Raw genomic sequence first — 25,131 nt, 5'->3', positions numbered from 1 at the left:
AAATACGCTTCAATGCGCTAAATAATAATAAACTAATTAGTTAAAATAAAAATCCCTGCAGGAAATAGTTTTACAAGTAAATCAATAGTAACCCATTAAAACAATTCAACCCAATGAAAAAGATTTTTAGATTAAGTTACATTACAATTCTTGCAAGTGCACTTTTAGTGACTTCCTGTACCAATGAACCAACGCCTGCGAGCGATGAAAGTTCAGTAAATACAAAAACTATTTTAAAAACAGGCAAATCTGCTTTAAGCGGCGGTACTAAAAAGCTGCTTATTATAGGAATCGATGGCTGTCGAGGAGACGCTTTGATGGGCGCAAACACACCAAATGTTCATGCTTTATTGCCAAATTCGGTTTATAGTTTAGATGCTTTAACTGAAGCACCAACCTGGAGTGGAAACGGTTGGTCGACAATGCTTAGCGGTGTAACTCATTTGAAACACGGTGTTACAGACAATTCATTTTCAACGCCAAATTTTGGAACTTATCCAAGCTTTTTAAAACGTCTTGAAACATATAATACTGCTTTAAGAACAATGTCAATCGTACATTGGGCGCCAATCAATACTTATATTGTTGACGGAATTGACGTAGAAAAAACGTTAACTACAGATTTAGCCGTTAAAAATGAAGTCGTAACGGCATTAACAAACGACAATCCAGATGCTTTATTTATGCATTTTGATGACGTAGATCACGCGGGTCACAGCTACGGATTTTCGCTTAATGTGTCACAATATAAAGCTGCAATCGAAACTACAGACGGTTATATTGGCGAAATCTTAACCGCATTAAAAAACAGACCAAATTATGCTAATGAAGATTGGTTGGTAATTGTAGCGCCGGATCATGGCGGAATCGTTACAGGTTCTACAGGATCGCACGGAGGAACATCTTATGAAGAAAGAAATATTTTTACAATTTTCAATAATAAGAATTTCACTTCGACTAAAATCGAAAAACCGGTTGATCCTACAACATCAATCACTGGTAAATTTGCGACTTTTAATTCGAATAGTATTTATGCTTCGACAAATAATGCTTTATACAATTTTGGAAATTCAAGTTTTACAGTTGAATGTAGAGTAAAAACTTCTGGTTATTCAAGCGATCCATCATTGGTTTCAAACAAAAATTGGGTAAGTGGTAAAAATCGCGGATTTGTGATTTGTGCTAATACTGGCGGAACATGGAAAGTAAATATTGGCGATACTCAAAATCGTGTTGATATTTCAGGAGGTTCAATCAACGACGGAAAATGGCATCATTTGACAATGATAGTTGATCGCACGGCAAAGTTGATAAAAACGTATCAAGATGGCGCTTTTGTGGGACAAGCAGCAATTGTTAGCACTTTTGGAAGTTTGACTTCTGGTTTGCCTTTTGCAGTTGGACAAGACGGAACTTTGACTTATGGCGCAAATGTAAACGGTAATATCGCTGAAGTTCGCGTATGGAATAAAGCTTTGTCTGAGGCTTCAATTTTGAATTATACATGTTCATCTGTAACAAGTTCTCATCCTGATTACGCAAATCTTATTGGATATTGGAAAGGCGATAACGGATCAGGAAATTCTTTTACAGATTCAAGTGCGCAACAAATTAATCTTGCTTTTCCAAATACACCAACATGGACAACAAGTACAGCTACTTTAAAATGCGGAACAGCAACTGGAGTAGTTCCTAAAATGGTAGATATCGCATATTCTTCGCTGTTATGGTTTGGAGTGCCAATTAATTCGGCTTGGTCGCTGGATGGGCGCTCTTGGCTTCCGGCAGGAAATTAATTCAGTTTGTGTTTTTTGTTTTTAAAAGGTTATCTTCATTTTGGAGGTAGCCTTTTACTCGTTTTAACCGTGAAGTTTTGCAATGTTTTTTACTGCAAAGCGCGCAAAGTTCTTTTATTTTAGATTGTGATTAGTAAACGCAAAGTTCGCAAAGCTAAATCAATACAAAGCTTTGCGAACTTTGCGCAAAACCTTTGCTTACTTTGCGGTAAAAATACGCGGTTAAATTTTAAAGTTATGCAGTTTAACTATTACTTTCAGAATAGAAATAAAGTACCAGCATTACACAATTTTCTGTAGTTCTGTTTTCAGGTACGTGCGGATGTCTTCCGTTGAAACATAACGAATCGCCTTCGTTTACGATAACTTCAACGTCATCAATGATATACGTTACGCTTCCTTTTATGATATATTTGAATTCCCAGGCATCTGTAATCACTTTTTCACGTTTGCAATTAGGTTCAACGTCAAGGATTACGGCTTCAAAACCTATAGAATTTATGCTTTTACTAAAGATATGATAGTAATTAAAACCAGTAGTTTCGGCGCGGTCTTCTTTTTCTATTTTTTGGTAATCTTCTTTTTTAATATGAATGTATTTGGCATTTTTGGTATTTTCAACGCCTTCAAAAAAGTAACTTACATCAGTATTCAGAGATTGTATTAATTCGATTAAAACAGGCAAAGAAGGAATTGTTCGTCCATTTTCGATTCTGGAAATCAAACCATTACTCACACCCGCCATGTTGGCAACTTCGTGAATGGTCAGCGAATTTTTCTTTCTAATTTCTTTTAATCTTTTTCCAATACCAATTAAAAAATCTTCCATAATAAAAACTTCGGTTTAAATGGTAAATATATACAATTAGCCGTGAAATCTTTTAAGATATTGATCGAAGAAAAATTTTATCAGGAATAAACAATTCAGAGCAATATATTTCAGGATTTTCTAATGAAAAATCAAAGCAGAGCGAATTAGACAATTAATCTTTTGGCATTATAGGCATGAAACTATGAAAATAAGTATGTGATGACCAATCGAAATATTTAGAATCATAAGAGGCTAAAAATTCATCTGCGCTCTGGTAATCATCGTCATAAATGTATATGTCGCTTACATCATTATTGGCATGATAAGAAACACTTAAAAAATGACTTTCATATTCCGGTCTTTTATAAATCTTTGGATCTCCATAAAAGTATTTTTGTTTATTGTCTATTTCATTGGTTTCTAAATCTATTGTACATGAAGCAATTAACAGATTATCATTATTGAAAACTTTGATTCCGCTTCTGTTTAGTTCTCCTTTTTCATAAAAATGATATTCCCAACAAGTATCTCCTAAATTATTTTGTTGTTTATTAAAGAAAAAGATCCAATGATTACCAGTATATTTATGCTGATTAACAATTGTTTGCAAATCTTCATCGGCAGATAAGTAATATTCTCCGCCTCGTAAAATAATTTCAGTAGTTCTTCCTTTGGGACCATAATCCTCAACTAATTTCAATTCATCATTATTAAAAAATTCTTTCGAGTAGAATTTTAAATCTGATACTTTTTGCTCTGCAATATAATTACCATAATAATCTTTGTATTTTATATCTGAAGTCATTTTTTAAGGATTTAGAAACTTTAATACTTTAAGAGTTATTCCTAATTTGTACAGATTATGTCCGGGACCTTCCAGGAAATTCCATGAAATTATGAAATAAAACAAAACTGTTGGTAAACTACAAATAAGAATAAAAGTTTCAATGTTTAATTTGGGTTTTCCGACTTTTTCTATAAAATCCTTCTTCCAACTTTTATAATATAATAAACAATAAAATCCAGATAAGCTTATCATAATCGATCCTACAATAGAAACGAAAATTATTACTCTGGCAACATCTAACGAAGGTACAATAATGAAGAAAAAAAGAAAAGATGCAATAAATAAAACCAACGATAAGATAAATACAAATTTGTTTTGTCTGGAATAAGTCTTTAATTCAATATCTGAAATTTCACTTTCAGTCGTTTCAAATACTGTATCAGATTCTGTAGAATTTATTTCTTGCCTATTTTCAGATTTTTCACTTTTATTGTCTTGATAAATTTTACTTCCATTTAATGGCGGAGTTAATAAAAAATCACGCCAACCAATAACTATTTCTTTGAAGTCTTTCAGAGGCAGTTCATATACACATTTAGTATCATCATAAAGTTCAACTCTATTATGATAAATCATAATACTTACGTTTTCGCTTGAGTTACTTTCGAAATAGTTTGTATCTAAAAAAGCAGCTTCAATATCAGGCAATAAGGCTTCGTTGATTTCCTGAGGATTTGACCATTCGTATAAAAATAAACTAAGGTGCTTATTTTTAATATATGGATGCTTGGTTATTTTCGCCTGATTATTATTTAATTGCTCCGTCAAGTTGGCAAAGTTAATCTGATAACGGTTTATTAGATTTTCATTCATATATAGATCATAATTTAAACTTGAATAAGTCAATTTTACAAATCAACTTTCTGAATTATTCTTTAATCACGGAATACAAATATCGTTGAATTTGCATCATTATGTATTGATATTAAAACTAAAAATTAAAAACAAAAAGTAGAAAGCTTTTATAAGGTTTACATTTTTAAAAGAGAGATTCGTTTGATAATCTGGGCTGGTATTTATTTGAAAATTGGCATATTTTACATCCAGATTACTGTTGTATATTTGTGATGTAAAATATTGATAAACAATAATTTAGTTTTAAAATAAAGGATTAATAATATAAAAATTTATAAAAATGCAAACAAGAATTCATATTGACAAAGTAGAACCAGCAGGATACAGCGCTATTCTGGGACTTGAAAAATTCATCGAAAGTACATCATTGACAAGAACGCATAAAGAGTTGATTAAAATTAGAGCATCACAAATTAATGGTTGTGCTTTTTGTATCAATATGCACACAAAAGATGCTCGTAAAGCGGGCGAAACAGAACAACGTATTTATGCTTTGAATGCATGGCGCGAAACACCGTATTTTACAGACGAAGAAAGAGCAATATTAGCCTTAACTGAAGAAATTACTTTGATTAGCAATCATGTAAAAGATGAAACTTATGAAGCTGCAGCTAAAGTTTTGGATGAAAAATATCTGGCTCAGGTAATTTTAGCCATTATTACAATTAATGCGTGGAATAGAATTGGTATTGCAACAAATCTTATTCCTGCTTAAGCAAAAGCTGAAATAATATAAGACAAAAAAAGGATTTAAAGCTTTAATAATAAAGCTTTAAATCCTTTTTTGTTTAATTATTGCTTTGTTCTATTTGGTAGATTCCAATTGTTAATGACAAAAAATCTAACACATAGAAACATAGCTTTTCTTTATCCATAAGAAGATTAAAAAGAAACTTGTTTCCTGCACATAGAGGCTATGTGAATTCAAAAAAAGTGAAACGCCTCTTTTTTTTAGTTCTTAATAGCTATGTTTCTATGTGTTTAAATTATTTTTTTGCTCCCTTTTTCTTTCTTCCCAACCAGATTATAAGTCCCGTAATTGGCAATGTCGCAGCAAAAAGACAAACTATAAATGCAATTATTTTGGTAGGAAGACCATAAACACTTCCGGTATGAATAGGGTAGTTTAAACGTCTTATTTTGTCTCCGGTCGAAAATTTGTCATAAGGTCTTGCTTCAATTTGTTCAGTGGTATATTTATCAAAATAAGCAGCACTGGATTGATTTGGAATCGTTATTTCTGAATATTCTTTTAGTACCAAAATACTATTTATCGTGTCAGCAGGCATTCTGATTTGGATGTTTCCTGTGTACGGAAAAATGCTGTCAGCCTTATTATATATATTTTGATAGAATGCAGTATTGTTTAGTTTAGGATCAATTTTTGTTGGGTTTTCTACTTTTGCCGAAGGCTTTTTCGCATTTCCTTCAGTCAGGAAATAAACACCATTTTGAAACCACGTGAACGCAAATGATAATCCGGTTAAGGAAATAATGAACAAAACTAAAAAGCTGTAGAAACCAAAAGTCGAATGGAAATCCCAGTTTACTCTTTTAAAAGAACCGCTCCATTTTACAGTAAGTCTTTGTTTTAGATTTTTGATTTTTTTAGGCCACCACAAAATCATACCTGAAATAAGCATAAAAGCAAAGATCAAACAGGAAGTTCCCATAATGATTTCGCCCGTTTCGCCCAATAATAATTGTCTGTGAATGGATAAAACAACAACAAAAAATCTGCTTTCTTGAGGAGTTTGTGCCAGGATTTTCCCCGTGTAAGGATCGATTGAAAAAAACTGTGCTTTTTTATCGGAATCCTTTCCTAAAATTTGAATCGTGCGCGAAGGATCGTTAAAAGTATAAATACGAGTAATCTTTTTTATAGAATGCTCTTTTTGAAGTATCTCTACACAATAATCAATTGTTTTTTTTGTCGTTCCAATCGTAGCAACATTGTAATATTCAGGATTTATAGCTTTGTCAATTTCTTTTTCAAAAACCAAAATACTTCCCGTTAAGGCAGCTATAAAAACAATTAATCCAGAACCAAGTCCAAGCCATAAATGCAACAGACCAATATTTTTTTTAAATCCTTTCTTCATAAATCCTGTTTTCCAAAACCTTTCAATTTGTTCCGGGAGATTGTTTGCGTTATAATAAAACTGATCTGAACTTTTAAAGTTCTGGCGCAAATTTATACTTATTTAGACTTAATCCATACAATAACATTAGAAAAAATGCTCTTTTTTTAATTCGAAATAAAACATTCAGAATTTTAATATTAGAAAGAAGAAAAGAAGTTCTTAAACGTATAATTTACTTGTTAAAGTTATTGTTGCTTTGTGTATATATGGTTATTCAGAAGAATTACGGATTACATTTAATGATGTACATAAAGTCAATAAAACTGCTGGTTTTTTGAAGAAAAGAAAGTGTCATAATCATATTTCTGGGGAATAAATCAAAATATTACTTGTTAAACAACGATTAATTTCTACTTTTGAATTGTTTTTATTGATTCTAAATAAAAACAAATAAACCTAACCAAAACTAAAAATCAATGAAATATCTTAGTTTAAGAACATCAAAGTTTTTACTTATTATCAGCTTTTTATTTTCGGTCTTTTCATCTTTTGCACAACAAAATAGTGGGAAAATAAAAGGACAAATAACAACTTCTGACGGAAAATCAGCTTCAGGAGCAACGATTATCATTATAAGTTCAAAATATAAAACTACAGCTAAAAGTGACGGTAGTTTTTCATTCAATAAAGTTATTCCAAATACCTATACTTTGCAGGCTTCTTTGCCGGGTTATGAAACTATTGAAAAAAACATTTTTATAACCAATAATGAAACCGAAACAATAAATCTACAATTGAATTTTACGGGAAAACTTGACGAAGCTTCAGACAATAATGGCGATCAATTGGATGAAATCATCGTTTCGGCTAGCAGAAAGGTAGAAACATTATCAAAAACGCCTTCTTCTGTAACGGTAATTAATGCTAAAGATATCGAAGATTTATCGATTGTTAGTCCAAATATTGCTAATGTTGTGGCTTATGCAGTTCCGGGTTTAGGATCGGCAACGAATAATACAGGGAACTACGGACAAACCCTTCGCGGAAGAAATCCGTTGGTTCTTATTGACGGAATTCCGCAATCGACGCCATTAAAATCAGCAGGAAGAGAAATTCGTTCTATCGATCCTTCGGTAATTGAACGCATCGAGGTAATCAAAGGTGCAACAGCAATTTACGGAAATGGTGCCGATGGAGGTTTGATCAATTATATTACAAAATCTGGTAAAACTCAAAAGAAATTTGCCGGATATAGTGAAGCAGGAACGAACGGAAACATTAAAGGTGACAGTACTTTAGGCTATAGATTTAACCAACAGTTTTACGGGCGACTTAATAAATTCAATTATATGGTTTCTGGGACTTACGATAAAACAGGTGTTTTCCGCGATGGCGAAGGACAGGTTATTTCTCCGGAATATGGATTAGGAGAAACTAAAACCTACAATATCTTCACGAAACTTGGATATGATTTAACAGACAAACAGCGAATTGAGGTGATGTATAACTACTTTAGTTCGAATCAGGATTCTGATTTTATCCTTAAAAATGGTGTTTATGGCGTAAGTCCAGCGATTGGTATTTTAGGTAACAGACCCGGAGTTGATGAAGGAACGCGTTACAATCACAATGCAAATCTTCAATATGTAAACAAACAGCTTTTCGGAAATACTTCGTTTACGGCAAATCTTTATTTTCAGGACTTCTTAACGATATTTTCTAATTCGGCATTCTTCTACGGAAGTGGACAATCTCAAACGGCATCGGCCAAAAAAGGTGTTAGAGTTTATCTGAATACGCCATTTACAATTTCTTCAAATTTTACAGGAGATGTGACGTATGGTTTTGATTTACTGAATGATAAAACAAATCAGAAGCTTGTTGACGGGCGTGTTTGGGTTCCAAATATCAATATGGTTAATCTTGCTCCATATGCTCAATTATCGACGCAGATTTTTGGTGATTTTAATGTAAAAGCAGGTTTGCGTGCAGAGAATATCAAGATTAATATTGATGATTATAACACGCTCGCAACCGGAGCAAATGGCGCGGGAAGTATTGCTGTAAAAGGCGGTGATCTTACTTATGATGCCTTTGTATTTAATACCGGAGTGAGATATTCTAAGTTTAAATTCTTTAACCCTTTTGTGAGTTTTTCTCAATCTTTCTCAGTATTCGATCTTGGCCGAGTGCTTACAAATGCTAAAGAAGATGCAATCTCAAAACTACAAACAAAACCTATTATCGTTAACAATTATGAAGGAGGTTTTAGCAGCCAGCTTGGGAAATTTAATTTAAGTGCCGCTTATTATTTCAGTACTTCAAAATTGGGAACAAATCTGGTTCAGGTTGATGGTTATTTAGTTGCAGAACGTTTGCCGGAAAGAGTTTGGGGATATGAAGTTCAGGCAGATTATCAAATTCTGAAGCAATTGACAGTAGGAGGAAACTACGCTTATGTGCAAGGAAGAGGTGATAAAGATTCTGATGGACATTTTTACGGACCGACAGATATTTACTTAAAATCAAACAGAATTCCTCCGGTAAAAGTAACGGGTTATGCAAAATATGGCGACGAGAGATTAAATGTAGAATTATACTGGATGTTGGTTGGAGATCGTGATCTTTTTCAGCCAAATGCTAAAGGCGCTTATGCAATTGGCGAAGGTCCAATTCATTCTTTCAATTTATGGAATTTGGCTACTGCTTACAAAGTTACAGACAGTATCAGAGTAAAACTTGGAATCGAAAATATATTCAATACAGATTATTACACGACTACTTCTCAGTTTTATGGTACAAATGCCAACTATACTAGAGGAAATGGTTCAAGATTTAATCTAGCTCTTGGTTATAGTTTCTAAAATATGATATTATAATAATATTTTTTGTTTTTTTATTTGAGAGGTTTCTGGCGATTTTTTGTCAGGAACCTTTTTTTATTTAAAAAATCTCTAAAAAAATCTCGCAAAGCCGCAAAGTCGCCAAGTTTATGTAATTCTTTTGCGACTTTGCGTCTTTGCGAGAAATTCATTCAATAAGTATTAAAGATATTGAGCTCGCACTAGCATGAGGACTGAATACTGCGACTGAAAACTAAGCATAACTCAATTCCAGCCATTCCTTAAGCAACGGATAATTTACTTTTCCATTTGGCGTAAGCGGCACATCTTCGATTGGCATTACTTTTAAAGAATTAGCATGAAGATTCAGTTTTGCTTTTAGGACTTTCAGAATCAACTCTTTGTTTAAATTCTTGTCAGTGTACATTACAGCCAAATGTTTATCGTTTATTCCCAAGCAAATAAAAGTTTGTCCGCCCAAAGCATCTTTCAAAAGAAGCTCAGTTTCATCGAGATTGAGGCGTACACCAAATAATTTTACAATTCGTTTTATTCTGCCGACAATATAGTAGTAACCTTCGTCGTCTTTTCTGGCTTTGTCTCCGGTATGAAGTTTTTCCTGTTGCTCAAAAAACTGAAGATCGGCTCTGATATTGGCATAACCGCCAAAAACATTTGGACCAATATAAATCAATTCATCTGTTTCATTGTCGATTTCGAAACGTCCGTTTTTGACAGGTAAACCAATCGAAGTTCCTTTTCGCAATAAATCTTTTGGAGGCAAATACGCCATTCTTCCGCAAGCTTCTGTTTGACCATATTGCGCAAAGAATTGTTTACCGAATTTCTCACTAAAATCTGAAATTGCTTCGATCAGTTTATGATTTAACATTCCGCCTGTATGCGTAAGATATCTTAGCGAAGGATGATCTTTTTTGAAAAAACCAATGCTGTACAACATCTCATAAAAATAAGGAACTCCGCCTAAGGTAGAATAGCCGTATTTTTTGAAATCTGCCCAAAATTCTTTCTGAAAAGCATCTTTATCCGTGCATACAATTTGACTTGCTTTTATACAATTTGTGGTGAAAATTGATAATCCGTACACAAAATTTATGGGCACATTTAGCGGCACCACATCATCAGTTCGAATAGGCATATATTCCATAATTGATTTTGCATTCTGAACCAGATTTTCATCAGAAAGTCTCACGAATTTTGGCGAACCTGTAGTTCCGGAAGTACTTAAAAGAAGTTTGGTTTTGGCATGTATCGGATAAATTAAATTTACGTTTCGTTTAAACAATACAATACTTTCTGAGGCATTTACCGTAACGTAACCTTCGATTTCAGTTCGTGTAGGATCGTAGATATAATAAGGAGTATATTTTTGTTCTAAATTCTCCTTTAAATCCTCCAATAATCCCATTCCTAATAAGGCAATTGTGTATCTGCTTTGATAAAAATTCAGCAATGTTTCTATTGCCGGCAACTGATTATCATTGTATATAAAAACGACAGAACGCAGGTTTTCAATTTCTAAAGACTGATGCATATCTGCAATCGATTTTGAAATTCCTGTACTCGAATCTGTAAAAGTAAGTTTTTCGTTTTTTCGGATTAAATCGTATAGTTCCATAAGTTTAGGTCTATTTTAATCGGTTAAGTGTAATTATTGAAAAATGATTTAACACATAGTTTCGAAGTCTAATAAATTTCGCGCAAAGCCACCACAATATTGTCATTTCGACGGAGGAGAAATCTTCGTGAGTAACTCTGCAACGAGAATCCAATCTTTGTCGAGCTTCTCGTGGAGATTTCTCCTCCGTCGAAATGACAAAAGCGTTCCTAATGAAGCTTCGAAATTATGTATTAAAAAAGTCTAATGGTTTAGTCTAATTAATTTCGAATCCGTATTTTTTAAGGATATCTTTTATTTTTGCTACACTTCCCATTTCCAGAATATCTTCCATTTCGATAGAGATATTATAAGTGCTTTCAAGTTCTTCTACCAAAACCAAATGACTCATAGAATCCCATTCGGCTATAGCCTGATATTCTAATTGGTCGTTTACTGCTTCAACAGGAATTTCAAAAGCTCTTGCAAATACTCCGTGTAATTGTTCTATTGTACTCATTTTTATGTTGTTAAAATTAAATTGATATTTTATTATTGTATGTAATGTTTTGATATAAAGTGTTTGCTTATTGATATCGCTCCACTTGAGGTTATAAACATGTCGTTCCGCTGGAGGCTACAAATATGTCGCTCCGCTGGAGCTTTTACAAAAAATGTGTTCCGGATTTTCTATAAATATGGCGCTCTTCCAGAGCTTTTAATAAATGCGAAGTCCCATTGGGACATAATATTTATAGAAAATCCAGAATTCGTTTGCTTAAACCCCAGCGGGGTGATATGTATTTGCTAATTTTTTCTCGCAGATTTTACAGATGACGCAGATTTAATTCGAGATAATCATCTGCTTAATCTGCAAAATCTGCGAGAAACAAAAATCTTTTCAATCCTTTATCCCGATAGCTATCGGGAGTGGCTATTTTTTAAACTTTAGTATGTTTCCATTTTCCTTTTCGAAAGACAATTATACAGGCAACCGCCAATACAATTTCAGACAAAAGAATGGCTGTAAAAACACCATTTGATCCCAGTTCAAAAGAAATTCCCAAAGCATACGCCAGCGGAATCTGAACGATATAAAACATTAAAATATAAAGCCAGGTTACAACTTTGACTTCTCCCGCAGCGTTTAAAGCCTTGGAAATAACCATTGTATATCCCAGAAGTATGTATGCCATCGAAATAAAATGGATATATCTTGTACTAAAGGAAATCACTTCGGGAATATCTGTGAAGATTTTGACAACGGGAACGGCGAGAAAAATCCACGAAATTCCAATTAAAACCAAGAATCCCATGTTTAACATTCCGGCTCTCCAAACTGATTTTTCGGCTCGATCGGGTTGTTTTGCACCAAGATTTTGCCCAGTTAATATTCCGGCTGCATTTCCTAATCCCCAAGCTGGCATTGTCGCAATCGAAGTTACTCTTTGTGCCAGAATGTATCCCGCCAATGCGTTAGGTCCAAAATGAGACATAATCTTAATCATAAATACCCAACTTGAAGCAGGAATTATAAATTGAACTGTTCCGCCAAAAGCAAGTTTCCCGATTCTTTTGAAAATAGCCAGATTAAAGACTAATTGTGCCAAACCAATTTTCATGACCGTTTTGCCTCTTACCAAATACCAGGCTTGATAAAGTACGCCAATAACTCGGGCAATTAAGGTTGCTAATCCAACGCCTAGTAAGCCGTAAGCGGGAATTGGTCCCCATCCAAAAATAAAAATTGGACATAGAATAATGTTGATTGCATTGGATACCCAAAGTATTCTCATCGCTGTAGAAGCATCGCCCGCACCACGAAAAATTCCGTTTATTACGATACGGAGAATCAAAAATCCGCTTGAGGCAAACATGACGATTCCGTATGAAGTTCCTTCCTGAACCATTTCGGCAGAAAGTCCCATTGCGCTCATAATATCGGTTGCCCAAATCGTACAAACAACGCTTATAAGTGCTGCGATTGGTGTTGTGACATAAATTACCTGCATCGCAGTTTGTCCTGCAGCTTTGAACTTTTTCTCGCCAATTCTTCGCGAAATCATTGCTGATGCTGCAATTCCTAAACCTATCGAAACGGAATAACAAAACGTAATAAAGGTTGTTGTTGCGCCTGCAATAGAAATCGCATTTGTGCCTAATCTACTCACAAAGAACAGGTTTGAACATACAAATAAAGATTCCATCAAAAGTTCTGCAACCATTGGCACAGACAATAAAATGATGGTTTTGTTGATACTTCCTGATGTAAAATTGCTTTCGCTTCCGGCAAGAGAACGCCTTAAAAGACCAAAGAAAGTACGTGTTTTTAAAATGGCTTCTTTCATGCGTTTTCTTTTTCAATTAATACTTCCTGATTGATCAATTGATGCAACGGATTCGGAATAAAACCGCTTTTTTTCATGTGTGGAAAACCAACCGTTTCTTCATAACCATTATACAAACGTCGGCTATTGAAAATTAGACGTTTAAACTCAGGAATAAATAAATTGTATTTATCAAACATATCCTGAAGCTCGGGATGTTCCTGCTGATATTCTAAAATAATATCGTGAACACAATTCCAAAAAGAGGTTTCAGAATAGTTTGCTGACGTAATTAATACATCGCTCAGATATCTGAAAAAAGCATCAAAAACCGCAATAAGGATCGTTAATGGCGCATTTTCAGGATTTGGAGAAGCGACAAACATATTCTCAATAAATTCCTGCGGAAGCTTTTTCTTTCCTTCTTCATTAATTAAAATATCACCTACAAAATCCTGCAAAGCAATACGCGTTGGAACGTAATCTTTAAGAATAAGAATCACATTTTGTCCATGCGGATCGATGCATAATGAGTGTTGGTAATAGATTTGAAGCACAGGTTTTAGATACGCCGTCATATAGGCTTTTAGCCATTGTTCTGTCGAAAGTCCTGATTTTTCAATCAATTCTTCGACAAGACTTTTGCCATGATCGTCTACATAAAGCAAGGCCGCCATTGTCATTAAATTTTCGCCGTGTTTTAGAAAATTGATAGGACTTTCTCGCCACATTGCACCCAAATATTCGTTGTATTGATACGGTGTATTTACAACTTTACTATAATTTGGATGTGTGTAACTAACCGAAACCATTTCGCCCAAAAGCACAACATCCATTTTTTGTAAATGCGGATCTTTTTTAAGAATATCTTTCAGATAACCTGTCAAACGTGGCGCAATCGACAATTGTCTTGGACACAAACCTCTAATATGGCTTGTATTTAAGATTGACATCGACGTTTTTACGTAATGTTTGTTGGGTTTGCTTTGGTTGAAAAAAGTACGAATACTTTGTTGCGGACTATAAATATCTTCGGTTAATTCTAACGGAATAAGATGTTTAGACGCAATATCATTGGCAAATTGCATGACTAATTTATTTTGCCATTGCCATAAATGCACGGGAATAAAAATATAATCGTCCGGATTTACTTTCGACTGAATTAGTTTGTTTCTAAAGGTTTCTATTTTTTCAGAACCAATTTCATTTTCATAAAAAGTCTGGTCATTCATATCCGTTTGGAGACGCAAAGTTGCTCTGTTTTTATGAGCAGCAATCCAAACCAATCGTGTTTTTTGACCAGATTCAGGCGTGTAATTTTCATAATCTTCGGAGTCAAAACCTATTCGCCCTTTGTTTACAATTACCCACGGATGACCGTCGAGACTGTGTTCGATGGTTTGAAAATCGGCATCAGCCAACTTTGAAGCCGACAAACGACGTTTTGAATGAATAAAAGCATCGGCATATAAAGTATGCAGCAATTCTTCGATATAATGGGCAAGTGTGAAAGAGTTAATCCCGAAAGTTTCCTGAAGTTCAATAAAGAAATTTGGAACATCAACTTGATTCAGTTTTACTTCATTTTCGATTTTATGAATGCTTTCTTTGACAATATGCCAGTAATTCAGAAACCTTGGATATGCTGAAAAACTGTAATAAATATTCTCTTTATCGGTGTCTAATATAAAATGGGTCAAACCATTTTCTTCGCGGCTAATGATTTGTGGTTTCGCTACATCTTCACGCATTAATTCTGCGATACTTTTGGCTAGTAGGTTTCGATTTACTTTATCCCAAGTCGCTGAATTGAGATGTTGTGCGTCTTTGAATGTGTTTTCTGGGGTTATCATCCTGATTATTTTTTCTTATTTATTTAATTCGTTTGCGTATTAATTTTTAACACATAGAAACATGTTACTAACTTATTGACTTGCCTCCAGCTTTAGCTCAATGTCATTATGTTAAACTTTCTGAATTATAATTTTTCTCACAAATCACAAAGCTTAAACATAATATTGTCATTTCGACGGAGGAGAAATCTCCACAAGTAACTCCGTAATGAGAATCCAATCTTTGTCGAGTTTCTCGTGGAGATTTCTCCTCCGTCGAAATGACAAAACTTTTGCGCCTTCGCGCGAGATTAATTTTATTTTTTTAAAATATTGATTTAATGATTTTTAGCTAAGGCTGAAGGCAATTCAAAACTTAATTTAATAACATTGAGCTTCGGGACTATGTGTTAAATGTTTTTATGAATTATACACAACTGGTTAGTCGTTTATTAATTCCAAAACATTGGCCTCAGACAATTCCTGCGTGGTTTTTTGTACGCCAAATTGTTGGAATGCAATTCGTTTTTCGACTTTATAAACTTCACGATTCGCCAGTTGATTTATAATCCAGGAATTTCTGTAAGCGCCCATTCCTAAATCCGGAGTAGAAAGTCCATGCGTATGTAATTCAGCATTTTGAACAAAAATATCCGTACCTTTTTTATCGATTGTATAATTGCGATTTACATTGAATAAGCCATTTTCTAAACGTTGGATTTTGCTTTCGATTCCCGCAAGAATTCCCGGTTCTTTGTATTTATATCCTGTCGCCAGAATCACATAATCTGTTTGATCTTCAAAAGGTTGGTCTAATTCTGTGTGAATGAAATCCAGATTATAAGATCCGTCAGTTTCTTCGTTAACGGAAGTCAGGCGCATATTCGAACGCAATTCTACATTTAGAGGTTTATCTTCTAAACTCATTTCGTACAAACTATCGAATATTTCGTTGATTAATTCCTGATCGATTCCTTTGTAAAGTCCGTGTTGTCTCGCCAAAAGTTGTTTTCGCTTTTCGTCAGAAAGACTATGAAAATGATCTACATATTCCGGAGAAGTCAATTCAAGCGTTAGTTTTGATTTATTATCCAAAGGGAAAAAGTGAGACGAACGGGTAAACCATTTTAGTTGTAAACCATTTTCAGTTTCAGGCAAAAGATCACGGAAAACTTCGGCTGCACTTTGTCCGGAACCAATAACCGTAACGGTTGCGTTTTTATTAATACGTGATTTGAAATTCAGATATTTTGATGCGTGAATTACATTTGGTAAAACTTCGTGATCAATAAAGTCTGGAATATGCGGAGAAGTTCCGGTTCCTAAAACAATTTTATTGGCATAATAAGTTGTCGTTATACAAGTTTGCGTATTGATAACCATTATTTTATAAAGATCATCAACGTAATCAATTGAAACTACTTTATGCGAGAATTTGCAATTTGGCAATTGATTTGCAACCCATTTGCAATATTCGTTGTATTCTCGTCTATAAATGAAGAAATTTTCTCGGATATAAAATTTGTATAAACGTCCGCTTTCTTTGATGTAATTAAGAAAACTGTATTTATTTGTAGGATCGGCCATTGTGACCAAATCTCCTAAAAACGGAACCTGAAGCGTTGCATTATTCAGCATAAGTCCGGGATGCCAGTCAAAACTTTCTGACTGATCAAAAAATAGTGCCGACAGTTCTTCAACGGGTTCTATAAGAGCTGCAAGTCCAAGATTAAAAGGACCAATTCCGATCCCGATTACGGAATATATTTTTTCTGTACTCATTGTGGTATTTTTACGAATTAAACTTGAGGTGCTGAAATTGTATTGTTTTGAAAATCTTTGGCAGCAGGAAATTTTGCCCAATACCATTCTCTGTAGCAGAAGTTTAGATTGGCTTTTTTGTGTGGCATTTCGATCACTTTTTCGATTTTAAAACCTACGTGCGCTTTATTCATCATTGATGCAATGGAATCTACAGATCCTTCGCCAACCATTTTACCAACTTTTGGTTCACCAAAAACAAAATCCATCATTGTTTGTGTTGCCGGAGATCCGTATTTTAATTTTGGATCTATTGGCGCGATAAATTGATGCGTTCCATAATCTGACGGCAGAACATCATAATATTCTCCAACAATATCGCGGCTTGCCCAATATACTTCGATGTTAAAGGTTGGAACCCCATTTGCTTCGCCAATAAAACTGTGTCCGTGATCTCCGGGAAGTAACATTCTGTAAAAGGCTTCGATCTGGCGAATTGGCCAGTTCATTTGCCAGATTTTCAAGGCGTGTTCACGGTGAAACCATTCGTGAAGCATCTCAATATCTTTGTCGATATCTACGGGACGCAAGGTTATGGTTACGTTTTCTTTCTCAAAAAAGCGACTGAAAACGGTGGTATTTTCTTTTGGATTAATGAGTTTTTTAGAGAAAAAATGTTTGTTTAACGGATTAGGATAAGTTCTGTAAACGGCTGGATTTGTTCTTGGCGCGCTGGCTTCATCCATATTGTTTAAACTCGTTAAGAGATTTCCTTTTACAACTAATGTTACACTATTTGTAAAATGCGAAACTAAACCTGTCGTATCTGAATCTTCTTGTTTTTTTAGTGCTTCGTAGATTAGATTAAGCAGTACATTTTCGTCGGCTAGTTTGTTTTTGCCCAGAATACTTGTTATTCCAAACAAATGATTTACTAAAAGATAATATCCCCAGAAATCGATAATTCTTTTTTCGGCAATAAAAGATCTGCTGTCTTTTCCAAAATCAGGAATCAGTTTTTCTAATTCTTCGACTTTTCCCTGACGGAAAAAATAGCCCTGATTATCTCTGAAATAAAGCTTTACAGGAAAAAGATTCTCATCAAATTCTACCAACATATTTTGCTGATGAAATTCTGATCCAAATCCATATTCGTTAAAAACTCCAACCAAAGGCGTTATGGTAATATTCAGATATTGTTTGAACCAAGAAAGAGCAGTTTCGGTTACAGAAGAATCTTGTCTTTTGGCTGCTTCATTGATAAGATTAACGATTCTTGGTGTTTCGCCCAGAATTCCGTCTTGAGAAAGTGAAGCGACCATCGTTACATTTTTCTTTGCATTGGCTCCATGAAAAGGATTCTGACGAACGCTGGTACTGAAACCGTCAATAATTTTATCATCATAAGTAACGGCGATAAAAGCGGGATCTGTAATAAGTTGAATTTGTGGAAAATCTTCCTGAATGCCTTTTCCCCAATCTGTTTTCATCAATAATGTAGCATCATAACCACGATTTAATTCGTGTAGATAATTGACACGGAAGGAATTAGTGATTTTTACATGTAATGAGAATTTGTACATCCATTCGCTTTCTTCATTATAAACGGTACGAACAGATGAAGTTGCGGTGTAAGAAGGTCCAAATTGACCAAGACTGAATAAAAGTTGCTTCGATTGCATTTCTTTTACTTCTTTTTGATCTAGCAAATAATTGGCTTCCCAAGGATGAACAGGAACTACTTTGTAATTGGTATAAAAATCCAATAATTCTTTGGCGTTTTTATCTGCATATTTCAAGATTTCATTTCTCAGATAATCGGTCATTAAAAATTCTTCTGCATTTTTTTCTATTACATTTTCGGGATGAATAAGGAAAAAATGTAAAGGAAATTTCCCTGCGGTTTCTGGAGAATATTTCAGCAATTCGTCTTTTGTAAAACCTTCTCTGCTTTTTGGCAAAGGATGCACGCTATGTCCCAAAATCAAAGATTGCTCAGATTCTATAAATGTTTGTTCGGCATTGTTGGCAGAATGATCGCTGTTTTTATAATTTTCCAGGTATAAAGCCAGGTTTTCAATGCTGTTTTCCATACGTTCCTGCGTAGGAATTGCATCTATATCAGGATATTCTGTTTTAGAATATTGAGCTACAAGTGCTGTAAATTCCATTGGATTTATAGCTTTGATTTCGTCTGTTGTTGTATTGCGCGACACAATTGGAAAACCAAAAGAATGAACGCCACTTTCAGAAAAATAAGTCAGCGGAGCAAAAACTTCCTGACCAATCGTTGTAAAATCAAATCTAAAAAACGTACTGTGATTAATCGTTTGCATGAAATCAGCCAGCGTTTGGTCGTATTTAGGAATGCCTTCGTAGCGACTCCAATTACTGAATTCTCTGCAATAACAATTGAGCAGGGATTTAAAATTTACCTGTTCTGCCAATTGATGAAAATTAGTTAAGTCTGTGGTATTCATTTCCATTTTGTTTTATGAGGTTAAGAATGTTTTTAATGTCGTTTAGGGTTGTAATTGGATTGAAAATGGTGAATTTCAAATAGAATTCTCCGTTTACTTTGGTACTTGCAACTAAGACTTCTCCGCTAAAAAAGAGTTTTTCTTTGATGTATTGATTGACTTCACAAGAGTTAGATTCGGCTGGACCGTCAAGATATCTGAATACTAAAACACCCATATCTGAGTGACATAACAATTCAAAGTTTTTATCAGATTCTATATAAGCAGCTGTTTTTTGGGTTGTTTCGATAATTGTATCAGTAAATTGACCTAGCTTTTCTTTGCCCAAATAACGAAGTGTAAACCAGAGTTTCAAGGCATCAAAACGTCGTGTACTTTGTATAATCGATTTATTGATTTGTGCCGGAAGTGCGTCGTAGTTTTGTTCTTTTGGATTTAAATAATCAGCGTGATGTTTGATTATATTCAGGTGAAGTTTATTTTTTACGATAAAAGCACTGCTGCTTATTGGCTGAAAAAATGATTTATGATAATCGATTGTTACAGAATCTGCCAGTTCAATTCCGTTTAAAAGATGTCTGTGTTTTTCTGTTAGAAGTAATCCGCAACCGTAAGCTGCATCAACATGAAGCCATAAATTGTTGCGATTGGCAATTTCTGCAATTGCTTTTAGGGGATCTACGTTTCCAAAATCTGTAGTTCCTGCAGTTGCTGTAATCGCGATTGGAATATTACCTTTTTCGATTTCTTTAGCTATAGCTTTTTCCAGTTTTTCAGGATCCATACGGTATCTTTGATCGACACCAACATGAACGATTGCTTGTTCTCCAAGACCTAAAATCCACGCATTTTTGTGATTGCTGAAATGGGCTTTATCCGAAACAAAAACTCTGAATTTTGAAGCATCAGGAGGAAGACCATCCAATTTGATATTCCATTTTTGGTATTCTAAGGAATAATAATCTCTCGCCAAAAGCAATCCCATTAAATTACTTTGAGAACCTCCGGCAGTAAAAATACCATCGCCGTTTTCGTAGCCAATTTGTTCGCTTGTCCAGTCGATAAGTTTACGTTCCATAAAAGTTCCGCCAGCACTTTGATCATAAGTATCTTGCGAAGAATTTATAGCGCTTATCAAAACTTCTGCCGCCAAAGCCGGAATTACAACCGGACAATTTAAGTGCGCGATATATTCAGGAAGGTGATAAGCTGTTGCATGATTTACATAAATTTCGTCGACTTCGTCAAGGAGACTTTGATAATCGGGTAGAGGCGAAGCTAAATCTATTGCTTCAACTTTGGTTTTCATCTCTGCCGGTCTGATTCCCGTAAAAGGTTTTTTTGTGTTTTTTAGAAAATTAGAAACACGTTCCTGCGCTAATTTTACAGCATTTTCATATTCCTGACCTGAATTTTGATGAAATATGTCTTTGTAAAGTTCCTGTTCTGGCAGGAGCGCTTTGTCTGTAGGTAGTTTTTCGTTGATTAGTGTGGTATTCATAAATAGTTGTTTAAGGGGTTTAGTTATTGTTATTCTAGATAAATGACTTTTTTGGATAGGTGAGTTCGCTTCTTTTTAGAAGATTTTAAATCCTCAGGATGATAACCCAAGTAGAGAAGTCCTAATGATTTTTCGTTTTCAGCAAGATCAAACTGTGCAACATAATCGATAGCAACTCCTTTGGTACTCCAATAGTTGCCTATTTTATGGGCAGTACAGGTAAGCGCTATATTTTGCACAGCCGAGGAAACTGCTGCAATTTCTTCCCATTCCGGTAAATTAATTTTGGTATTTCGAACCATAATTACGCCAATAAGACAAGCCGCATTTAGTGGATAATTGGCGAGATAACGAAGCTTTTCTTTTTGATCTTCAGGAGACAATTCGCTATAGAAATTGGTGTAATACTTTGCCATGTATTCGCCATATTCTTTTAGATATTTTCCTTTAAAAACAATAAATCTCCAAGGCTCTGTCATTTTATGATTTGGAGCCCAAGTGGCATTGATAAGAATTTCTTCAAGCAATTTATCAGGTATTTCTTTTTTGATAAACTCATTGGCAAAGACGCTTCTTCTATTGCGAATATTCCTTGAAACTTTTTTTAGTTTATCAGAAGTTTCTGATTGCTTGATTTTACTGGCATTGTACTTAATTTTCATACATTTTCGAAATTTTTTTAAGAAAATTCTTTTTGTTTTGATTAAATAAAAATATATTTGTAAGTAATTATTATTTAGAATAAATAAGAATAGTGTTTGGCAAATGTATAAATTAATCTTTATAAAAAAAATAAATGCTAAAAATTTTATACGAATGTCCGTACATATTAAAACATATGTATCTAATGTTTAATTTTTATTTAATTGAATATTAAGTAATTGTAAATTTTATCCCCCACATCTTTTAATAACTATAAATGAATTGAAAAAATGAAATCACAATCAATTATTGCAGAGGAAAGGCCTGCAAAAACAAATTTAAGTTTTGAAATTCCTACAAAGCCATTAATAGTAGTAGTTACGCCTCAGGAAAGGAATATTTTGTCGAATGTTGGCAATCTTTTAGTGAAAGCTTTTGATCATTATGAAACCCCCGATTATATTGCTGCGCTTCATCTTCACGCTTTTCAATTGCTTCCGGAACGCATTAGCAGAATTTTAAGTCAGTTTGGTTCTGATTTTTCGGCTAATCAATATGGGGCAATTGTTTTTCAGGGCCTTCTGGAAGTCGATCAGGAAGATTTAGGACCAACGCCTCCAAACTGGCAAGGTGCAGATTATGCAAAACTGAATAAATACGGTTTTATATGTTCGCTTCTTCATGGCGCAGTTCCTTCTAAACCGGTGCAATATTATGCGCAAAGAAAGGGTGGAGGGCTTTTGCATGCTGTGATTCCGGATGAAAAAATGGCTGCAACTCAAACCGGATCTGGTTCTAAAACGGATTTATATGTTCATACCGAAGATGCTTTTTTGAGCAATCAGGCTGACTTTTTGAGTTTTCTTTATCTAAGAAATGAGGAAAGGGTTCCTTCAACTTTATATTCGATTCGTTCTCACGGTGAAGTTAATGAGACTATGGAAAAATTATTTGATCCAATTTATCAGTGTCCAAAAGATGCTAATTATGATGATGATCAGGCAATTCCTGGTCCTACGGCTTCGGTTTTATACGGAAACAGACAACTTCCTTTTATTCGTTTTGATGCCGCCGAACAAATATTCAATGAAAATGCGGGACAAACTCCGGAAGCTCTTTATAATTTAACTGAATTTTGGAATGAGGCTAAGGAACTTATAAATAGTGAATATGTGCCAAATTCAGGTGATGTAATCTTTGTAAATAATCATTTGTGCGCGCATGGTCGAAGTGCTTTTGTTGCGGGACAACGTGAAGAAAATGGCAAGATTGTAAAATGCGAACGCCGACAAATGCTTAGAATGATGAGCAAAACGAGTTTAATTCATATGCGATCTGTGACTCAAACTAATGATCCTTATTTTATCATGGAAGAGCATTTGGGGAAAATTTTTGATCTGGATTAGCTTCTTTTGTGAATTGTTTCTTGTTAGATGTTAGAAGGAAGATTTTAGAAGCAAGAGGCAAGATGTTAGATGCAAATTGTCGTGCACTTTTATTTTTTTGATTTTTTTTCTTTATATAAAAACCTCTAAAGTATTGATTTTAGAGGTTTTTCTTTTTTTTTGTCATTTCGAGGAACGAAGCAATCACATTTGCTAAATCAAATTTCGTGTCTTAATGTTAGTGAGGTTGCTTCGTTCCTCGCAATGACAAGATTGTGGTTGTATTGTCGCTAATCTGTGTCGAGTTACTTGTGGGGATTCTTCGTTCCTCAGAATGACAAGATTGTGTTATCGCGATGTTTTACAAAGCTTCCAGAAATGAAATGTATTCTTTTGTATTATTTTCTAGTTGTTCTTTGGTTACTTCATGTTCAGCTCCGTAAAAAGCAAATAAGGGTTTATAATCGGCTTTGATGTAATTGAAAGAAACTTCAAATGGTGCTGTTAATTGTTCTAGTGTGTATTTATATCTTCCGCTTGGACTGTAATCTTCTTTATTAATTCCTGCTGAAATACTTAAGGCAATTTTTTTATTGGCTAACTTATAACTGCTGGTTTTTCCGTAAGCCCATCCGGAAATTACAACTTCATCTAACCATTTTTTGAATAAAGGCGGACAATTGAACCAGTAAAATGGGAACTGAAATATAATCTTGTCGTGATTTTCTACTAATTGCTGTTCTTTTTTAATGTCGATTTTTTCGTCTGGATATAAACTGTACAAATCATGTAAGGTATATTGATCTGGATATTTACTTAATTCTTCGATCCATCTTTTGTTTATAATGGATGTTTCGAGATTGGGATGAATTATAATTACAAGTGTTTTCATTTTTTTACTTTTAAATTTTCTATTGCAAAGATCAAACACATTGATAAATACTACAATAAGGGGCGAATTAATCCCATAGTGATAAATTAATCCCTATTCATTTTTCTTATAAAAACAATATTTGTTTTCTATTTTTGTAGTACTAAATGAATATTTTATGTATCAGCGAAAAATACCAATTGATTATAACTGTGGTCTTACTGTAGCTATGGAAGTGTTTGGTTCTAAATGGAAATTTTGTTTGTTGGATGAAATTTCAAAAGGTATAAAACGTCCTAAGGATTTGGTTAATGCGATTACGGGGATTACGAAACGTGTATTGCAAAACCAGCTTAAGGAATTGGAATTTCATGGACTTTTAGGAAAAACTGTTTATTATGAAGTTCCGTTACGTGTAGAATATTTTCTTACGGAAGAGGGCGAATCGTTAATGCCTTTGATTTCTGCTATTGATAAATGGGGATTGGAATTTGCTCCTCAATTAAAAAACATATTAGAAAATCAAACTGTTGAAGTAGAAAGCTAAAAATCTGCTTTAGAAATTTTTATTTTTAACCTTATAAAATCACATTATATTGAGTACTACTGAATTTTTAACCCGACTTGTAATTGCTTTGTTCGCTGGATTAATTATTGGTTTTGAGCGTCAATGGCATCATAAAGAAACTGGTTTAAAAACAAATATGCTGGTTGCAACCGGTGCGGCCGCTTTTGTTTTGTTGTCTATAAAAGTGGCTGGAACGGCACCAAATATTGACGTAACCCGTATTACGGCTCAAGTTGTTATGGGTGTTGGATTTTTGGGTGCGGGAGTTATTTTTAGGGAAGGTGCTAATGTACACGGATTAAATTCGGCGGCCACAATATGGTGCAGCGCTGCTATTGGCTGTATTGCTGCTTCTGGGTATTTTGTTGAGGCTTTGATTTGTACATTTTTGGTTGTTACTGTGAATACTGTTTTGGAACCTGTTGAGAATTGGTTGAGAAATAGGAAGTGATTTTTTTGAGAAACAGGAAATGTGTTTTTTTACCGCAAAGAAAGCAAAGTAGAAAACGCAAAGTTCGCTAAGGTTTATTTTTTTACCGCAAAGTGCGCGAAGGTCTTTTTCTTGGATTGTAGTTAATAAACACAAAGTTCGCAAAGCTATAATCGATAAAGCTTTGCGAACTTTGTGTTTTAAACTTTGCGTTAAAAAAAGATGTGCCTTTAGGTACAAAATGTTGGTAATAATTATACGTTCAATGTTCGTTGGCGTGCCGTAGGTACGCAACTGTTATCATATTGTTGCGTACCTACGGCACGCTAAATTCATTTCAATTCATGTTTTTTCTACCAATATTTAGTACCTGACGGTACAAATTTGGGAGGATTATGTATAAACACAAAAAGCCGATTTTCATTAAGAAAATCGGCTTTTAATTTTTCCCTTTTAAGGAAAGATTATCTAAATTGTAAA

General features: G+C 34.2%; 19 protein-coding genes. 6 read left to right on the top strand and 13 right to left on the bottom strand.

The window, feature by feature from the left end; all coding sequences use genetic code 11:
* The first annotated feature begins 113 nt into the window (after positions 1 to 113).
* The gene (locus CLU81_RS01070; protein WP_099708133.1) at positions 114 to 1,796 is read left to right on the top strand and encodes a DUF4983 domain-containing protein; all 1,683 of its coding nucleotides are present in this window, start codon (positions 114 to 116) and stop codon (positions 1,794 to 1,796) included.
* A gap of 244 nt (positions 1,797 to 2,040) precedes the next feature.
* Here the strand turns inward: CLU81_RS01070 and CLU81_RS01065 are convergent, their stop codons facing one another.
* The 3 genes from CLU81_RS01065 to CLU81_RS01055 all read right to left on the bottom strand — a co-directional run bounded on the left by CLU81_RS01065 (position 2,041) and on the right by CLU81_RS01055 (position 4,267).
* The gene (locus tag CLU81_RS01065) at positions 2,041 to 2,625 is read right to left on the bottom strand and encodes a helix-turn-helix domain-containing protein (RefSeq protein ID WP_099708132.1); all 585 of its coding nucleotides are present in this window, start codon (positions 2,623 to 2,625) and stop codon (positions 2,041 to 2,043) included.
* 154 nt (positions 2,626 to 2,779) lie between these two features.
* Positions 2,780 to 3,412: a hypothetical protein gene (locus CLU81_RS01060; RefSeq protein ID WP_099708131.1), complete on the bottom strand. Its 633-nt coding sequence runs from the start codon at positions 3,410 to 3,412 to the stop codon at positions 2,780 to 2,782.
* A gap of 3 nt (positions 3,413 to 3,415) precedes the next feature.
* A complete protein-coding gene (locus CLU81_RS01055; protein ID WP_099708130.1) occupies positions 3,416 to 4,267 on the bottom strand; it encodes a hypothetical protein in 852 nt (283 codons plus the stop codon).
* A 322-nt stretch (positions 4,268 to 4,589) separates the two neighbouring features.
* Between CLU81_RS01055 and CLU81_RS01050 the strand changes: the two genes are divergently transcribed.
* Entirely contained in the window at positions 4,590 to 5,024 is a 435-nt protein-coding gene (locus CLU81_RS01050; RefSeq protein WP_099708129.1) for a carboxymuconolactone decarboxylase family protein, read from the top strand.
* Positions 5,025 to 5,295: 271 nt separating this feature from the next.
* On the opposite strand, the gene CLU81_RS01045 is transcribed toward CLU81_RS01050, so the two are convergent.
* On the bottom strand, positions 5,296 to 6,411 hold the full coding sequence (locus CLU81_RS01045; protein WP_099712629.1) for a PepSY domain-containing protein: 1,116 nt from the start codon (positions 6,409 to 6,411) through the stop codon (positions 5,296 to 5,298).
* A 458-nt stretch (positions 6,412 to 6,869) separates the two neighbouring features.
* Between CLU81_RS01045 and CLU81_RS01040 the strand changes: the two genes are divergently transcribed.
* Entirely contained in the window at positions 6,870 to 9,257 is a 2,388-nt protein-coding gene (locus tag CLU81_RS01040) for a TonB-dependent receptor (RefSeq protein ID WP_099708128.1), read from the top strand.
* Positions 9,258 to 9,489: 232 nt separating this feature from the next.
* Here the strand turns inward: CLU81_RS01040 and CLU81_RS01035 are convergent, their stop codons facing one another.
* The 8 genes from CLU81_RS01035 to CLU81_RS01000 form a co-directional block, all read right to left on the bottom strand.
* Positions 9,490 to 10,875: an AMP-binding protein gene (locus CLU81_RS01035; protein WP_099708127.1), complete on the bottom strand. Its 1,386-nt coding sequence runs from the start codon at positions 10,873 to 10,875 to the stop codon at positions 9,490 to 9,492.
* A gap of 256 nt (positions 10,876 to 11,131) precedes the next feature.
* Positions 11,132 to 11,374 carry an acyl carrier protein gene (locus CLU81_RS01030; protein ID WP_099708126.1) on the bottom strand — a complete coding sequence of 81 codons (243 nt, stop codon included), beginning with the start codon at positions 11,372 to 11,374 and terminating at the stop codon, positions 11,132 to 11,134.
* Positions 11,375 to 11,795: 421 nt separating this feature from the next.
* A complete protein-coding gene (locus tag CLU81_RS01025; protein WP_099708125.1) occupies positions 11,796 to 13,202 on the bottom strand; it encodes an MATE family efflux transporter in 1,407 nt (468 codons plus the stop codon).
* Positions 13,199 to 15,034, bottom strand: a complete 1,836-nt coding sequence (locus CLU81_RS01020) for an IucA/IucC family siderophore biosynthesis protein (protein WP_099708124.1) — start codon at positions 15,032 to 15,034, stop codon at positions 13,199 to 13,201. The genes CLU81_RS01025 and CLU81_RS01020 overlap by 4 nt, the downstream gene beginning before the upstream one ends.
* 420 nt (positions 15,035 to 15,454) lie before the next feature.
* Positions 15,455 to 16,795, bottom strand: a complete 1,341-nt coding sequence (locus CLU81_RS01015; protein ID WP_099708123.1) for a lysine N(6)-hydroxylase/L-ornithine N(5)-oxygenase family protein — start codon at positions 16,793 to 16,795, stop codon at positions 15,455 to 15,457.
* A gap of 17 nt (positions 16,796 to 16,812) precedes the next feature.
* The gene (locus CLU81_RS01010) at positions 16,813 to 19,254 is read right to left on the bottom strand and encodes a GNAT family N-acetyltransferase (protein WP_099712628.1); all 2,442 of its coding nucleotides are present in this window, start codon (positions 19,252 to 19,254) and stop codon (positions 16,813 to 16,815) included.
* Positions 19,232 to 20,755: an aspartate aminotransferase family protein gene (locus tag CLU81_RS01005; RefSeq protein ID WP_099708122.1), complete on the bottom strand. Its 1,524-nt coding sequence runs from the start codon at positions 20,753 to 20,755 to the stop codon at positions 19,232 to 19,234. The genes CLU81_RS01010 and CLU81_RS01005 overlap by 23 nt, the downstream gene beginning before the upstream one ends.
* A 29-nt stretch (positions 20,756 to 20,784) precedes the next feature.
* Entirely contained in the window at positions 20,785 to 21,417 is a 633-nt protein-coding gene (locus CLU81_RS01000) for a nitroreductase (protein ID WP_099708121.1), read from the bottom strand.
* 270 nt (positions 21,418 to 21,687) lie between these two features.
* Between CLU81_RS01000 and CLU81_RS00995 the strand changes: the two genes are divergently transcribed.
* Entirely contained in the window at positions 21,688 to 22,803 is a 1,116-nt protein-coding gene (locus CLU81_RS00995; protein WP_099708120.1) for a taurine catabolism dioxygenase TauD, read from the top strand.
* Positions 22,804 to 23,143: 340 nt separating this feature from the next.
* On the opposite strand, the gene CLU81_RS00990 is transcribed toward CLU81_RS00995, so the two are convergent.
* Entirely contained in the window at positions 23,144 to 23,674 is a 531-nt protein-coding gene (locus tag CLU81_RS00990) for an NAD(P)H-dependent oxidoreductase (RefSeq protein WP_099708119.1), read from the bottom strand.
* A 157-nt stretch (positions 23,675 to 23,831) separates the two neighbouring features.
* On the opposite strand from CLU81_RS00990, the gene CLU81_RS00985 reads away from it, so the two are divergent.
* A complete protein-coding gene (locus CLU81_RS00985; RefSeq protein WP_099708118.1) occupies positions 23,832 to 24,200 on the top strand; it encodes a helix-turn-helix domain-containing protein in 369 nt (122 codons plus the stop codon).
* Positions 24,201 to 24,249: 49 nt separating this feature from the next.
* A complete protein-coding gene (locus CLU81_RS00980; protein WP_099708117.1) occupies positions 24,250 to 24,672 on the top strand; it encodes an MgtC/SapB family protein in 423 nt (140 codons plus the stop codon).
* Positions 24,673 to 25,131 lie beyond the last annotated feature (459 nt).

Source organism: Flavobacterium sp. 9, assembly GCF_002754195.1.
Classification (GTDB): Bacteria; Bacteroidota; Bacteroidia; order Flavobacteriales; family Flavobacteriaceae; genus Flavobacterium.
This window is presented reverse-complemented; position numbering and strand designations above follow the sequence as displayed.